We start from the raw sequence: 13,430 nt of genomic DNA on the forward strand, positions 1-13,430 counted from the left end.
CCGATCAATTGGCGCTCGGCCGATACTGCAGCGCTTCCGCCAGATGTTCACGGGTGATGCCATCGACTTGCTCAAGGTCCGCCAGGGTGCGCGCCACTTTGAGCAGTCGATGGGCTGACCTCAGCGACAAAGTCAGTCGTTCACACGCAGTTTCCAGCCAGGTTTCGTCGACTGTGGATAAGTTGCAATGGCGACGCAGGCCTGGCAGATCGAGGAAGGCGTTGGCGCAGCCCTGGCGTTTGTGTTGCCGCTCTCGTGCATCGGCGACCAGAACCGCGGCGGTGGCCGTGTCGTCGCCGGCCTTCAACGCGGGGTTCAATGCCGTAGCTTCACGGGCGACGGTCAAGTGCAGGTCGATTCGGTCCAGCAACGGGCCGGAGAGTTTGTTGCGGTAGCGTTGGACCATGTCAGGTGTACAACTGCATTTGCCGCTGGGTTCGCCAAGATACCCACAGGGGCACGGGTTCATCGCCGCCACTAATTGAAAGCGAGCCGGAAATCTCACGCGATCCTTGGCGCGGGAAATCACGATGTGACCGGATTCCAGGGGCTCCCTTAAGACTTCCAACACCTAAGCTTGAGTTCATCAAGGAACAGAACGCCATGGTGGGCGAGGGTGATTTCACCGGGTTGCGGCTTTGAACCACCGCCCACCAATGCCGGGCCGGAGGCCGAGTGATGGGGCTGGCGGAATGGTCTTTGCGGCCAGTGGCTCAAGGGCACGCAACTGGTGACGGATTGAATGGCTGCGACTTCCAGCGCCTCGTTTTCGGCCAAAGGAGGGAGCAGCCCCGGCAAACGACTCGCCAACAGCGTTTTCCCGGTCCCGGGTGGTCCGCTGAACAGAAGGTTATGAGCGCCCGCCGCCGCAATCAGCAATGCGCGTTTGGCCGAAAGTTGTCCCTGCACTTCATTCAGGTCCGGATAGGGTTTGCTGGCGTAGAGCAACCCGTTGGAAACGTAGGGCTCGACCGGCGTATGTCCGTTGAAGTGCGCAACGGCTTCCAGCAGGTGATCCACGGCAAACACCTTCAATCCCGACGCCAGGCACGCCTCCTCGGCATTCGCCCGCGGCACCATAAGCGAACGCCCGGCCTTGCGTGCTGCTAGCGCAGCTGGCAACACGCCTCTCACCGCACGTACCGCGCCTGACAGCGCCAATTCTCCCAGGCATTCAATGTCATCCAGCGTCAACGTCGGCACCTGCACACTGGCGGACAGAATCCCCAGGGCAATCGCCAGATCAAACCGTCCGCCATCCTTAGGCAAGTCCGCAGGCGCGAGATTCAAGGTGATACGCCGTGCCGGGAATTGCAGCCCTGAATTGATGATCGCACTGCGTACTCGATCCTTGCTTTCCTTCACGGCCGCTTCGGGTAAACCGACCATTGTCAGCGAAGGCAAGCCGTTGGCGAGATGGACTTCGACGGTGACGGCGGGCGCATCCACGCCAATCTGGGCGCGGCTGTGGACGATGGAGAGGGACATGGTCGTTCCTTGAGCTGAAGTAGCACCGCTTCCTGCGGTTTTTGAAGGGTAGTCGGGAGGTGGTGATTTCGCGTGGCGATGGAGGCGCCAAACTTTCGCAGGATGTTGCGAGTGCTGATGAGCTAATTCGGAGGCGAAAGGAAACGCGAGTCAGACGGTTTCTTTGGGGAGCTTAGTCAGGCTCGTGCCTGCAAGCCAGCCACTCGGCTCAAGTTCTTTGCCGTGAGCAGCGGCGACATCGAAAAAGCGGCGTTGATTCGCCGATACGTTCCCGGCTAACCGGAGAGCCTCAGCATGATGTTCAGCGACCAGGAGCAGTTTGGCTTTTCGTTTTCTTGGTTTCATAGCGACCTCTTTTGGATTTGAAGACTGCTTTTTAGGTCTGTCAGCTTAAGAGGTGAGCGTGGTTGGGGCGCAATAAGAATTGGCACTTATTTTTGTAGGATTCGGCTTCAATTCAAAGTCCTTCTGAAGGACGTAGGTAGTCTATTTCTTAAAGTTTTGAAAGGAGGGCCCAAACTGGAAGCGGTGGGTTGGAATTCATGAGTTCAGCTTCTACACTCAGGATTAATGCATAACGTTAAGCTTTAAATTATGATCGTTAGCTTTAAGTGTTCTGAGACTGAGTACCTGTTTCGCAACGGTAAGACCCGTATGTGGTCAGCCATTCTGAGTGTCGTGGAACGAAAGCTGACGATGCTTGATGCTGCTGCCGTACTGATTGACCTTCGATCACCACCGGGCAATCGTCTGGAGGCATTGGAGGGGGATCGAAGAGGTCAGCACAGCATCCGCATCAACGCTCAATGGCGAATTTGCTTTGTTTGGGGTCCTAACGGACCAGAGAATGTCGAAATCGTCGATTATCACTGAGGTGAGTAATGACTAAGAATGGTATGCGCCCGGTGCACCCTGGCGAGATCCTCAAAGAGGAATACCTGGAGCCTCTGAGCCTTACGGCTGCTGCTCTGGCCAGAGCATTGCGCGTTTCGACCCCCACGGTGAACGACATCGTGCTTCAGCGTCGGGGCGTCAGTGCTGATATGGCTCTCAGGCTTTCTATTTGTCTGGATACGACCCCTGAATTTTGGTTGAACTTGCAATCGACTTACGATTTGCGCAAAGCCGAGATTGAACGAGGGGCTGCGATCCGGGATCAGGTTGAGCGTCTTTCGCACTGCGCCTGATCCTCTGCTCCTGAACAAACCCCACGTTACAAGCGTGGGGTTTTTTGTCGTTCAGATTGCCAGGAGTATTCGGGAAGCACGCTTCCACCACGGCGCATTGACTGCGCGCTGTGGCCGTTCTCCCTCTGGAAGCATTTGCGGAACATCCTGCAGCCGAATCCACGGCTGGTTATTCCAGTGCAGCAAACTCAGCGACATCTCTGGCCAGTTCAGCAGGCTCAGAATCGGGCGTTCGCTGGAAGGTGGTTGTTGAGCGTCTCTGAGGGCTGGAACGACGTCGTGGGTTAGCCATTCGCGCAGCGCCCGGTATTCGGGGCAGTAGTGGTAGACGAGTAGGGCGTAGACGCCGGACTCGCTGATCAGCAGGGTGTTTTCGATGGTGCCGTGGATGACGACTCGCGCGGATTGATGTTGATCGGGATCGAGTTTGCGGACGGCGCGTTCGTCGAGGAAAAGACGAAGCAGACGGCCTAAGTCTCGGGCGCTGAACCAAGGCTGGTTTTCGATCAAAAGCGCGTGAAGGTGGAGTTTATGGCGGATGAAGACGTGAGGGATTAGATAGTTTTCATTCATGGTGCATTCTCGGGGTCGAGTGAAGAAAACTGCTTCTGATCGTCGCCAAACGAAAAGGGTGGCAGCCATGCGCGGGTTGGCGAACCGGTGACTCCCGAAACCCGGCAGACCCGAAGGTCTCCCACGCATAGCCGCCATAATTCGAGGTGGGAATAAATTCCTCGGTCGAATGTGGTCGCGGTGCGTCGGGGTCTTCCGGGTCGCCAAACCCAGAGCTGAATATTCAGCTGAGGATGAGCTTAGGAACCTGGGCTTCGCGGCGCTATCGGACGGCGGTGGTGATCTTTGTAGGACGTTGCCGGGATTTTTGAGGGCTTAAAGATCAAAAGATCGCAGCCTTCGGCAGCTCCTACAGTTGAATCTGAAGGTCGTTCCGACCTTATCGCGAGCAGGCTCGCTCCCACAGTGGATTGGGTTTCACCGTGGGATCTGCGGTGTTACTCGACGGGTGGATTCAGCTTCGCTTCAAGCTCGGCAACCTTCGCCTCAAGACTCTCCAACCGTGCCCGCGTCCGCGCCAGCACAACCATCTGGCTATCAAACTCTTCCCGGCTCACAAGATCCAGCTTGCTGAAGCCGCTCTGCAACAGAGCCTTGAACTGGCTTTCGATTTCGCTTTTCGGCAGTGGGGTGTCGCCGCTGAAGAGGCGGGAGGCGGTGCCGCTCAGGGCATCGAGGAAGTCTTTGGGTGCGAGCATGGGAAATGTCCTGTCAACAATGGCGGGCAGTGTATCACGCAGTGTCTATAGTCAATCCCGACAGGAGGCCGTGCACGTTTTTCGCGCATGCGGACGGATGGCATCGCACTGTTGTTGTGCGTAACGCAGCGGGAGTTGCGGTGAAGTGGCAGGGATCAGCGGCTAAAGGCCTGAAAACAGGGAGCTTTGTGGAGATGGCAAGCTTTCTGCTTAGTCGGTAGTGACCCATGCACTGATGCAGTCGCTGTGACGAATGCAGTGCGCCAAGCGGAACGGGGGAAGTGTTTCGTGCGGAGTGGTTAGCAGGCGTCGGACGGGCAGGTAAGGCCGACGATGCGTTACAAAGCCAGGCACTGCGCTTAGACTTGAGTCGGGTTTGTTTTCCTGGGGCAAGTCCACCAATTCGGGAGAGAGTTTTCATGAAGCTAGTCACTGCCATCATCAAGCCGTTCAAACTGGACGACGTACGCGAGTCGCTGTCCGAGATCGGCGTGCAGGGCATTACCGTTACTGAAGTCAAAGGCTTCGGTCGGCAGAAGGGTCACACCGAGCTGTATCGCGGCGCGGAATACGTGGTCGATTTCCTGCCAAAGGTGAAGATCGATGTCGCCATTGACGACAAGGATCTTGACCGGGTTATCGAGGCGATAACCAAGGCTGCCAACACCGGCAAGATCGGGGACGGCAAGATCTTCGTGGTCAATCTGGAACAGGCGATTCGCATCCGTACCGGCGAAACCGATACCGACGCAATCTAAGCCGCCACAAACCCAACGCCCCAGGAGAAAACAATATGACTCTGCGTAAATTCGCAGGGCTAGGAGCCCTGTTGTCCCTCGTAATGCCCGGCCTGGTTATGGCGGCAGACGAAGTGGCGGCCCCAGTCCTCAATTCCGGCGACACTGCCTGGATGATGACCTCGACAGCCCTCGTGCTGTTCATGACCATTCCCGGCCTCGCGCTGTTCTACGGCGGTATGGTTCGCTCCAAAAACATTCTTTCCGTGATGATGCAGTGCTTTGCCATTACCGGTCTGATCAGCATCCTGTGGGTCATTTATGGCTACAGCATCGCGTTCGACACCACCGGCATGGAACAGGGCGTCGTCAACTTCAACTCATTCTTCGGCGGCATGGGCAAGGCTTTCCTCGCCGGTGTCACGCCATCGAGCCTGACCGGTCCCGCGGCGCTGTTCCCTGAGGCGGTGTTCATCACCTTCCAGATGACCTTCGCCATCATCACCCCTGCGCTGATCGTCGGTGCCTTCGCCGAGCGGATGAAGTTCTCCGCGATGCTGATCTTCATGGGCGTCTGGTTCACCCTGGTTTATGCACCAATTGCGCACATGGTCTGGTCCGGCAACGGCGGCCTGATGTGGGACTGGGGCGTGCTGGACTTCGCCGGCGGCACCGTGGTGCACATCAACGCCGGTGTGGCCGGTCTGATTGCCTGCCTGGTACTGGGCAAACGCAAAGGCTTCCCGACCACCCCGATGGCGCCGCACAACCTCGGTTACACCCTGATGGGTGCTGCCATGCTGTGGGTTGGCTGGTTCGGCTTCAACGCCGGTTCCGCCGCAGCCGCCAACGGCACGGCCGGTATGGCGATGCTGGTGACCCAGATCGCAACCGCCGCTGCTGCAATGGGCTGGATGTTCGCCGAGTGGATTACTCACGGCAAACCAAGTGCCCTGGGTATCGCTTCGGGTGTTGTGGCCGGTCTGGTGGCAATTACGCCAGCCGCTGGCACCGTGGGCCCGATGGGCGCTCTGGTCATCGGTCTGGCAGCCGGCGTGGTGTGCTTCTTCTGCGCCACCACCCTGAAACGCAAGCTCGGCTATGACGACTCCCTGGACGCCTTCGGCGTGCACGGTATCGGCGGTATCCTCGGCGCGATCCTGACCGGTGTCTTCGCTGCACCGTCGCTGGGTGGCTTCGGCACCGTGACCGACATCGCCGCACAAGTCTGGATTCAGTGCAAAGGCGTGGGCTTCACGGTGATCTACACCGCGATCGTCACCTACATCATCCTCAAGGTGCTGGACGCTGTCATGGGTCTGCGTATCACTGAAGAAGAAGAGGCGGTCGGCATCGATCTGGCACTTCACAACGAACGCGGCTACAACTTGTAAGTACGCGCACAAAAAAACTTGCCCGGCTTGCCGGGCATTTTTTTGTCTGGAATTTGTCAGTGAAGGAATTGCTGAAAGGTTTTTTCGTACACGTTTGGAGGCGTTTACGACGGGCGTTTTTCTGCGGCCAATGTCTTACATGATAGAAGGAATATTAGGGCCTTTGTTTTTTCCCAGAGCGCGCTAGAATGCGCCCCGAACGTGCGGAGAACTGTATGTGGCAACAGACTCTGATTACCCTGCGGGCAAGGCCCCGGGGCTTTCATCTGGTAACGGACGAGTTACTCGCCGGCCTGCCTGAACTCAAGGCATGTCGGGTCGGTCTGTTGCATTTGTGGCTGCAGCATACCTCGGCGTCGTTGACCATCAACGAGAACGCCGATCCGGCGGTACGTCGCGACTTCGAACGATTTTTCAATCGTCTGATCCCACAAGGAACAGACGGCTATGAGCATAACGACGAAGGCCTGGACGACCTCCCGGCGCACTTCAAGGCCAGCGTGCTTGGCTGTCAGCTCAGTTTGCCGATTTCGGCAGGCCGACTGGCGCTGGGAACCTGGCAAGGCGTTTATCTGGGCGAGCACCGTGATTTTGGCGGTGCCCGTAAAGTCCTCGCCACCGTGCACGGTGAAGAGGCATAAGCCGCTGGTTACCAGCGGTTGTAGAATTTTTTCCGGCGGCCTTCGACAGACGGCGAAGCTGGGCTATAACTAATCTGCTTTTCGCAAGTCATGAGGTAGAACATGAGCGACGATGATCTGGAAAACGACGACCTCGAAGTAGGCGACGACGACGAAACCGAAGAAGGTCTGGAAACAGCAGCGGAAGACGTTGCTGACGACGATGGCGGTGAAACGCCCGTTCCGACCGCCAAAGGCAAAGCCAAGGCAGCGGTATCGGTCGATGAGCTGCCGAGCGTCGAAGCAAAAAACAAGGAGCGTGATGCTCTGGCGCGGGCCATGGAAGAGTTCCTGGCCAAGGGCGGCAAGGTGCAGGAAGTGGAGGCCAATGTGGTCGCCGATCCGCCCAAGAAGCCTGACAACAAGTATGGCAGCCGGCCTATCTAAGGCCGCCGCTTGCTTGCTGAAAAAGCCCGCCGTCGCTGCGGGCTTTTTCATGGGTAAAACAAAACTTTTGAGCCTGCATCGATCCCCTGTGGGAGTGAGCCTGCTCGCGATAGCGGTGTGTCAGGCAATATAAATACTGAATGTCACTCCGCTATCGCGAGCAGGCTCACTCCCACAATGGGAATCGGTGATCTCAAGGTTAGTGTTGGGCGTTCCAGAGGGCCAACAACGCCGGCAACTCGCTCAGGCTGCGAATCTCGGCATCCGGTGCCGTCCGTGCTTCCCAAACCTTGCCCGCCGGGTTAAACCAGATCGCCCGCAATCCCGCCTGCTGGGCGCCGGCAATGTCGTCACCCGGATGATCGCCGATATGCACGGCCGTCTCGGCCGTCGCACCACCCCGTTGCAACGCCTCATGAAACAGTCGCGCATCCGGCTTGCCGATGCCGATGTCTTCGGCGCACAAGGCAAACTTGAAGTAATCCGCCAGCCCTAACCGACGCACATCGGCGTTGCCATTGGTGACCACGCCGAGAGCATAGTGATTGGCCAGCGTCTCCAGGGTCGGTTGCACCTCCGGGAAGATTTCCAGCTGATGCCGCGCATGCAGAAACACTTCAAAGCTCTGATCGGCCAGGTTTGAGGCCTGATCATGGTCGTAACCGGCCTCTTCCAGTGCATGGAACAAGACTCGGCGGCGCAGGGCGCTGATGCGGTGCTTGAGGCCCGGCTCACTGCTCAGGATCCGCTCGCGAATCGCCCACAAATGCTCCACCGGCACGGCGCCCAGATTCGGTGCATGCTCGGTCAGCCATTCACGCAATATGGCTTCGGCGCTGACGATCACCGGGGCGGTATCCCACAGGGTGTCGTCGAGGTCGAAGGTGATCAATTGAATTCTCATGACTCATCGCCTTTGATGCGTTTGGCCCTTGGATGGGCGCTGTCGTAAACCGTCGCCAGGTGCTGGAAGTCCAGATGAGTGTAGATCTGGGTGGTTTTGATGTCCGAGTGGCCGAGCAACTCCTGAACCGCCCGCAGGTCCTGGGAAGACTCCAGCAAATGGCTGGCAAAGGAGTGCCGCAGCATGTGCGGGTGCAGGTTCTGCCCCAGTTCGCGCTCGCCAGCGGCTTTAACCCGCACCTGAATCGCCCGTGGGCCGAGGCGCCGGCCTTGCTGGCTGACAAACACCGCGTCGTCCGCCGGGTTGGTCATGGCGCGTAGCGGCAGCCACAGCTCTAGCGCTTCGCGAGCTTTTTTGCCGACCGGCAGCAGTCGGGTCTTGCTGCCCTTGCCGAGCACTTGAACCATGCCGTCGGCCAGGTCCAGCTGATCCAGATTGAGCCCGGTCAGTTCCGAAAGGCGCAAGCCCGAGGAATAGAACAACTCCAGGATCGCTTGATCCCGACGTGCCAGAAAGTCATCTTCCACCGCGCCCTCAAGCAGTTGCAGCGCACGGTCGGTGTCGAGGGTTTTTGGCAGACGACGTTCGCCCTTCGGCGGCGCCAGACCGTTGGCCGGGTCGTGGTCGCAGAGGCCTTCTCGGTTCAGATAGTGGTAGAGCCCGCGCACCGCCGACAGCAGCCGCGCCAGGCTGCGCGAAGATTGGCCCTGTGAATGCAGGCGAGCGATCAGGCTGCGCAGGCGCTGGATGTCCAGGGCTGCCCAACTGCTGATGTTCTGTTTGACGCACCAGCCCAGCACTTTGTCGAGGTCGCGGCGGTAGGCGTACAGCGTGTGAGGCGACACCTGCCGCTCACTGCGCAGGTGTTCGCAGTAAGCGTCCAGTTGCCGTTCCATCATCAGCGTACCGAGCGCAGGGAGGTATTGACCCGTGGCAGCACGCGACCCATGACTTCGGCGATGTAGCTGAGGAACAGCGTGCCCACCGAACTCTTGTAGTGCTGCGGGTCACGGCTGGCGATGGCCAGGATGCCGTGGATGCCTTGGTAGCTGATGGCGACGACGGCGGTGGAGCCGATCTGCTTGCGCTGTTCTTCGCCAAACAGGAAGTCCAGCTCGTGTTCACGCAGGCTGCCACTGACGCTTTTGTCTTCCGAGAGCAAGCCGCCGATGGCCGTTTGCGCGTCGGCATGAGTGACCCAGCGGCCCACTGGCATCGGGTTGTCACCCAGCAGGATCAGGCTGACGAAGGGCACCTGGAAGTCCTGGCGCAGACTGTCTTCGACGCTGATCACCACATCTTCCAGGCTGGTGGCGTCCATCAGCGCGAGAATCAGGCGGCGGGTCTTGTCGAAGAGGCGGTCGTTGTCGCGGGCCACGTCCATCAAGTGCGAGAGGCGATGACGCAACTCGATATTGCGGTCGCGCAGGATGGTCATCTGGCGTTCGACCAGCGAGATGGTGTCGCCGCGCTGGTGCGGAATGCGCAAGGTTGCGAGCAGGTCTTCATGCTCGACGAAGAAATCCGGATGAGCCTCCAGGTACGCGGCAATCGCCGCCGCCTCAAGGCTTTCGGAAGGGGATTCGTCGGGCTGTAGGGCGGGAACCTGGGGCTTATCTTTCATGGATTCGACTCTCTCAAAGACGCACTTGTCCTTCATAAACGCGCACTGCCGGGCCGGTCATCATGACCGGTTGGCCAGGGCCTGCCCATTCAATGGACAAACGCCCGCCGGGCAGGTCGATCAATAGCGGCGAATCCATCCACCCCTGGCTGATCGCGGCCACTGCGGCAGCGCAAGCGCCGGTTCCGCAAGCCTGGGTTTCCCCGGTCCCGCGTTCCCAGACGCGCAGCTGCGCACGGCTCCGGTCGATGACCTGGAGAAAACCGACATTGACCCGCGCCGGGAAGCGCGGATGGTTTTCGATTTTCGGCCCCAGTTCACGCACCGGTGCATTGTTGATGTCGCTGACCCGCAGCACGGCATGGGGGTTGCCCATGGACACGGCGGCCAGGTCGACCAGGGTGCCGTCGACGTCAACCTGATAGCTCGTGGCCTGCTCCGGCGCTTCAAATGGAATCTCGGCCGGCACCAGGCGCGGTGCGCCCATGTTGACGCCGATCTGCCCGTCGCTGCGGATATCCAGTTCGATGATGCCGCTTTTGGTCTCGACGCGGATCTGCCGCTTCGCGGTCAGGCGCTTGTCGAGCACGAAGCGCGCGAAACAGCGCGCACCGTTGCCGCACTGTTCCACTTCGGAGCCGTCGGCGTTGAAAATCCGATAGCGGAAATCCACGTCCGGGTTGCTGGGCGCTTCGACGATCAGCAACTGGTCGAAACCAATACCCGTATGCCGATCGCCCCATTGCTTGGCGTGTTTGGGCAGGATGTGCGCATGCTGGCTGACCAGGTCAAGGACCATGAAGTCATTGCCCAGGCCGTGCATCTTGGTAAAACGCAGCAGCATGGTTTTACTCCGGCAGCAGGCTTTCGCCAGCAAACAACTCGGCTACCGTCTCACGGCGACGCACTTCAAATGCCTGATCACCGTCCACCAACACTTCAGCGGCACGGCCGCGGGTGTTGTAGTTGGAACTCATGACAAACCCGTAGGCACCGGCCGAATGCACGGCCAGCAGGTCGCCTTCTTCCAGGGCCAACTCACGATCCTTGGCCAGGAAGTCGCCGGTCTCGCAGATCGGCCCGACGATGTCGTAGGCGCGAGCTGCGGTAGTGCGTGGGCGCACGGCGGTGACGTCCATCCAGGCCTGGTACAGCGCCGGGCGGATCAAGTCGTTCATGGCCGCGTCGACGATGGCAAAGTCTTTGTGTTCGGTGTGCTTGAGGTATTCGACCTGGGTCAGCAGCACGCCGGCGTTGGCGACGATGAAGCGGCCCGGCTCAAACACCAACGCCAGGTCACGACCGTCGAGACGCTCGCGCACGGCTTTGATGTAGTCGGCAGCCAATGGCGGCTCTTCATCGCGATAACGCACGCCCAAACCACCACCGAGATCGATGTGGCGCAGGTAAATGCCGCAATCGCCGAGACGGTCGACCAGGCCCAGCAGGCGGTCGAGGGCATCGATGAACGGCGGCAGGGTGGTCAGTTGCGAACCGATGTGGCAATCGACACCGACCACTTCCAGGTTTGGCAATTGGGCGGCGCGGATGTACACGTCTTCGGCGTCGGCGATGGCGATGCCGAACTTGTTCTCTTTAAGACCGGTGGAAATGTACGGGTGGGTGCCGGCGTCGACATCCGGGTTCACGCGCAGCGAGATCGGCGCGCGAACGCCCAGCTCGGCAGCCACCACTTGCAGACGTTCCAGCTCATCGGTGGATTCGACGTTGAAGCAGTGCACGCCGACTTCCAGGGCGCGACGCATGTCGTCACGGGTCTTGCCGACACCGGAGAACACGATCTTGTCGGCGCTGCCGCCAGCGGCCAGTACGCGTTCCAGCTCGCCACGAGAGACGATGTCGAAACCGGCGCCCAGACGTGCCAGGACATTCAGTACACCCAGGTTGGAGTTGGCCTTGACCGCAAAGCAGACCAGGTGTGGCATGCCGGCCAGCGCATCGGCGTAAGCCAGGTACTGGGCTTCGATGTGCGCACGGGAGTAGACGTAGGTCGGTGTGCCAAAGCGTTCGGCGATGGCGGACAGGGCAACACCTTCCGCGAACAGCTCACCGTCACGGTAGTTAAAAGCGTCCATAGCGTTCCCTTAGTAGACGTCGTGCTTGTGTGCTTTCGACGGAGTCTGCTGCGACGATTTGGCTTGTTCTGCAGGATCCTGATTTTCATCAGGCAGGTACAGCGGGCCTTTTTGACCACAGGCCGATACAAGGCAGGCGACCGCGACGAGCGCAGCAAGGGAAGAGATCAGGCGCTTCATGGCGAAATCCTTGAAAATGCGTTAATTGCGCCGGAGTATACCGGCCACCTGGCAGCTTGCCTATGCGACGCACCTCCCGTCCGGCGGGGCTTCGCCTGATGCCGGTAAGTTATGTGCAATCCATTGTGGGGGCGGGCTTGCTCGCGAATGCGGTGGTTCAGCCAACAAACATGTTGGATGTGCTGGCCCCTTCGCGAGCAAGTCGGGTCGCCGCATCGCCGCTCCCACAGGTACAGCGCTGAACGTATCGAAATCGGCTCTTGGTCGTTATCCTTTGCAATCACCGGGGCTCGCCCGTATCTTGCGGCGCTTGAGCGTGAGTAGACACTTTCTGAGGTTCCCGCAATGAGTTTGACTGAAGCCCGTTTCCACGATCTGGTCGATGCCACCCAGCAGATGCTGGAGGATATTTTTGACGAGTGTGACCTGGATATCGATCTGGAGAGCTCGGCCGGTGTGCTCACCGTCAAGTTCGAAAACGGCAGCCAGTTGATTTTCAGCCGTCAGGAACCCCTGCGGCAGCTGTGGCTGGCGGCCGTGTCTGGCGGGTTCCACTTCGATTACGACGAAGAGAGCAAGCGCTGGATGTGTGACAAGAGCGACGAACAACTCGGCGAGATGCTCGAGCGCATCGTCAAGCAGCAAGCTGACGCCGAGCTCGATTTCGAAGGTCTGTGAAATCGTGACCCAGCCTGCGCCCGTTCGTCTGCCCAAACCGCTCTACAGCAATGTCAGCCCGGCGGTGGCTTCGCCGTGCAGCGGCGTGTGTCGGCTGGATGAGCAGAAGGTCTGCCTTGGGTGTTTTCGCCATGTCGAAGACATCCGCGAATGGCGCTCGGCCGATGACGATCGGCGTCGTGTCATCTGCGCCCAGGCGGCACAGCGCAAAACCGACACCTGACACCTTCACGCGACCTACAAAAGTGTGTCGTCGCCCCTCACTTGTATATTTATTGAGCTGTGATAGTGTCGAGAAACGCCTCAACCCATCGAGGCTCGTGAAAACCCCGCCTTATTCTGGCGGGGTTTTGCTTTTTCTGTGCAGAAGAAAGGAGTCTGCCTCTATCATGACCTCACCTTCCATCACCCTTACCCGTCTGGACGTTCAACGTCTGGAGCGCCTGATCGACAGCCTGGATGACACGCTGCCGGGCGTTGTCGCGCTGCAAACCGAACTGGACCGCGCCGATACCCTGGTCGGTCACGATGAAGTGCCCGCCGATGTCGTGACCATGAATTCCCGAGTGCATTGCCGTGAAGAAATCAGCGGCAAGGACTATCACCTGACGCTGGTTTATCCGAAGGATGCCAATGCCGACGAAGGCAAGATTTCCATTCTGGCGCCAGTCGGCAGCGCACTGCTCGGTCTCAAGGTTGGTCAGCACATCGACTGGCCGGCTCCGGGCGGCAAGACACTGAAACTGACCCTGCTGGAAGTCGAATCGCAGCCAGCTGAAGGCGGCCACTTTCCGGAATAAACCC

At 59.2% G+C, this 13,430-nt stretch carries 18 protein-coding genes and 1 pseudogene; 9 read left to right on the forward strand and 10 right to left on the reverse strand.

What is annotated here, in order from left to right:
- Positions 1–4: 4 nt before the first annotated feature.
- Both ACMXYJ_RS02300 and ACMXYJ_RS02305 read right to left on the reverse strand, forming a co-directional pair.
- A pseudogene (locus tag ACMXYJ_RS02300) lies at positions 5–1,488 on the reverse strand (YifB family Mg chelatase-like AAA ATPase).
- A gap of 150 nt (positions 1,489–1,638) precedes the next feature.
- Positions 1,639–1,833: a hypothetical protein gene (locus ACMXYJ_RS02305; RefSeq protein WP_046045075.1), complete on the reverse strand. Its 195-nt coding sequence runs from the start codon at positions 1,831–1,833 to the stop codon at positions 1,639–1,641.
- Between the two features lie 249 nt (positions 1,834–2,082).
- On the opposite strand from ACMXYJ_RS02305, the gene ACMXYJ_RS02310 reads away from it, so the two are divergent.
- The gene (locus ACMXYJ_RS02310; RefSeq protein WP_080932510.1) at positions 2,083–2,361 is read left to right on the forward strand and encodes a type II toxin-antitoxin system RelE/ParE family toxin; all 279 of its coding nucleotides are present in this window, start codon (positions 2,083–2,085) and stop codon (positions 2,359–2,361) included.
- An 8-nt stretch (positions 2,362–2,369) separates the two neighbouring features.
- Positions 2,370–2,675 carry a HigA family addiction module antitoxin gene (locus tag ACMXYJ_RS02315; RefSeq protein ID WP_046045076.1) on the forward strand — a complete coding sequence of 102 codons (306 nt, stop codon included), beginning with the start codon at positions 2,370–2,372 and terminating at the stop codon, positions 2,673–2,675.
- Between the two features lie 51 nt (positions 2,676–2,726).
- Here ACMXYJ_RS02315 and ACMXYJ_RS02320 read toward each other — a convergent pair whose 3' ends face one another.
- Together ACMXYJ_RS02320 and ACMXYJ_RS02325 are read right to left on the reverse strand one after the other, a co-directional pair.
- Complete coding sequence (locus ACMXYJ_RS02320) at positions 2,727–3,248, reverse strand: BRO-N domain-containing protein (RefSeq protein ID WP_415758642.1); 522 nt, start codon at positions 3,246–3,248, stop codon at positions 2,727–2,729.
- A 437-nt stretch (positions 3,249–3,685) separates the two neighbouring features.
- Positions 3,686–3,946 (reverse strand): accessory factor UbiK family protein, encoded by a 261-nt coding sequence (locus ACMXYJ_RS02325; RefSeq protein WP_283182164.1) that lies wholly within the window; start codon positions 3,944–3,946, stop codon positions 3,686–3,688.
- A 419-nt stretch (positions 3,947–4,365) separates the two neighbouring features.
- Here ACMXYJ_RS02325 and glnK point away from each other — a divergent pair, with 419 nt between their 5' ends.
- The 4 genes from glnK (at position 4,366) to sutA (ending at position 7,144) form a co-directional block, all read left to right on the forward strand.
- On the forward strand, positions 4,366–4,704 hold the full coding sequence (gene glnK, locus ACMXYJ_RS02330) for a P-II family nitrogen regulator (RefSeq protein ID WP_002555808.1): 339 nt from the start codon (positions 4,366–4,368) through the stop codon (positions 4,702–4,704).
- 35 nt (positions 4,705–4,739) lie between these two features.
- Complete coding sequence (locus tag ACMXYJ_RS02335; protein ID WP_415758643.1) at positions 4,740–6,077, forward strand: ammonium transporter; 1,338 nt, start codon at positions 4,740–4,742, stop codon at positions 6,075–6,077.
- 215 nt (positions 6,078–6,292) lie between these two features.
- Positions 6,293–6,718 (forward strand): secondary thiamine-phosphate synthase enzyme YjbQ, encoded by a 426-nt coding sequence (locus ACMXYJ_RS02340; protein ID WP_008030499.1) that lies wholly within the window; start codon positions 6,293–6,295, stop codon positions 6,716–6,718.
- Positions 6,719–6,820: 102 nt separating this feature from the next.
- Entirely contained in the window at positions 6,821–7,144 is a 324-nt protein-coding gene (sutA, locus tag ACMXYJ_RS02345; RefSeq protein WP_415758644.1) for a transcriptional regulator SutA, read from the forward strand.
- A gap of 199 nt (positions 7,145–7,343) precedes the next feature.
- On the opposite strand, the gene ACMXYJ_RS02350 is transcribed toward sutA, so the two are convergent.
- From ACMXYJ_RS02350 to lptM, 6 genes are read right to left on the reverse strand one after another with little or no spacing between them, the layout of a single operon-like run.
- Positions 7,344–8,048, reverse strand: a complete 705-nt coding sequence (locus ACMXYJ_RS02350) for an HAD family hydrolase (protein ID WP_415758645.1) — start codon at positions 8,046–8,048, stop codon at positions 7,344–7,346.
- Complete coding sequence (gene xerC / locus ACMXYJ_RS02355; RefSeq protein ID WP_008150257.1) at positions 8,045–8,944, reverse strand: tyrosine recombinase XerC; 900 nt, start codon at positions 8,942–8,944, stop codon at positions 8,045–8,047. The genes ACMXYJ_RS02350 and xerC overlap by 4 nt, the downstream gene beginning before the upstream one ends.
- A 2-nt stretch (positions 8,945–8,946) precedes the next feature.
- Positions 8,947–9,672: a DUF484 family protein gene (locus tag ACMXYJ_RS02360; RefSeq protein ID WP_415758646.1), complete on the reverse strand. Its 726-nt coding sequence runs from the start codon at positions 9,670–9,672 to the stop codon at positions 8,947–8,949.
- 13 nt (positions 9,673–9,685) lie between these two features.
- Positions 9,686–10,516, reverse strand: a complete 831-nt coding sequence (gene dapF, locus ACMXYJ_RS02365) for a diaminopimelate epimerase (RefSeq protein ID WP_415758647.1) — start codon at positions 10,514–10,516, stop codon at positions 9,686–9,688.
- Positions 10,517–10,520: 4 nt separating this feature from the next.
- Entirely contained in the window at positions 10,521–11,768 is a 1,248-nt protein-coding gene (lysA, locus tag ACMXYJ_RS02370) for a diaminopimelate decarboxylase (RefSeq protein WP_046045084.1), read from the reverse strand.
- 9 nt (positions 11,769–11,777) lie between these two features.
- Positions 11,778–11,948, reverse strand: coding sequence for an LPS translocon maturation chaperone LptM (gene lptM, locus ACMXYJ_RS02375; protein WP_074871901.1), 171 nt, complete (start codon positions 11,946–11,948; stop codon positions 11,778–11,780).
- Between the two features lie 345 nt (positions 11,949–12,293).
- Between lptM and cyaY the strand changes: the two genes are divergently transcribed.
- The 3 genes from cyaY to rnk all read left to right on the forward strand — a co-directional run bounded on the left by cyaY (position 12,294) and on the right by rnk (position 13,426).
- A complete protein-coding gene (gene cyaY, locus ACMXYJ_RS02380) occupies positions 12,294–12,626 on the forward strand; it encodes an iron donor protein CyaY (protein WP_309676550.1) in 333 nt (110 codons plus the stop codon).
- 4 nt (positions 12,627–12,630) lie between these two features.
- The gene (locus ACMXYJ_RS02385; protein WP_415758648.1) at positions 12,631–12,849 is read left to right on the forward strand and encodes a DUF1289 domain-containing protein; all 219 of its coding nucleotides are present in this window, start codon (positions 12,631–12,633) and stop codon (positions 12,847–12,849) included.
- 166 nt (positions 12,850–13,015) lie between these two features.
- Positions 13,016–13,426, forward strand: coding sequence for a nucleoside diphosphate kinase regulator (gene rnk / locus ACMXYJ_RS02390; protein WP_415758649.1), 411 nt, complete (start codon positions 13,016–13,018; stop codon positions 13,424–13,426).
- Positions 13,427–13,430: the final 4 nt, after the last annotated feature.

This window comes from Pseudomonas arabinosi (genome assembly GCF_047758675.1).
In the GTDB taxonomy this organism is placed as follows: Bacteria; Pseudomonadota; Gammaproteobacteria; order Pseudomonadales; family Pseudomonadaceae; genus Aquipseudomonas; species Aquipseudomonas arabinosi.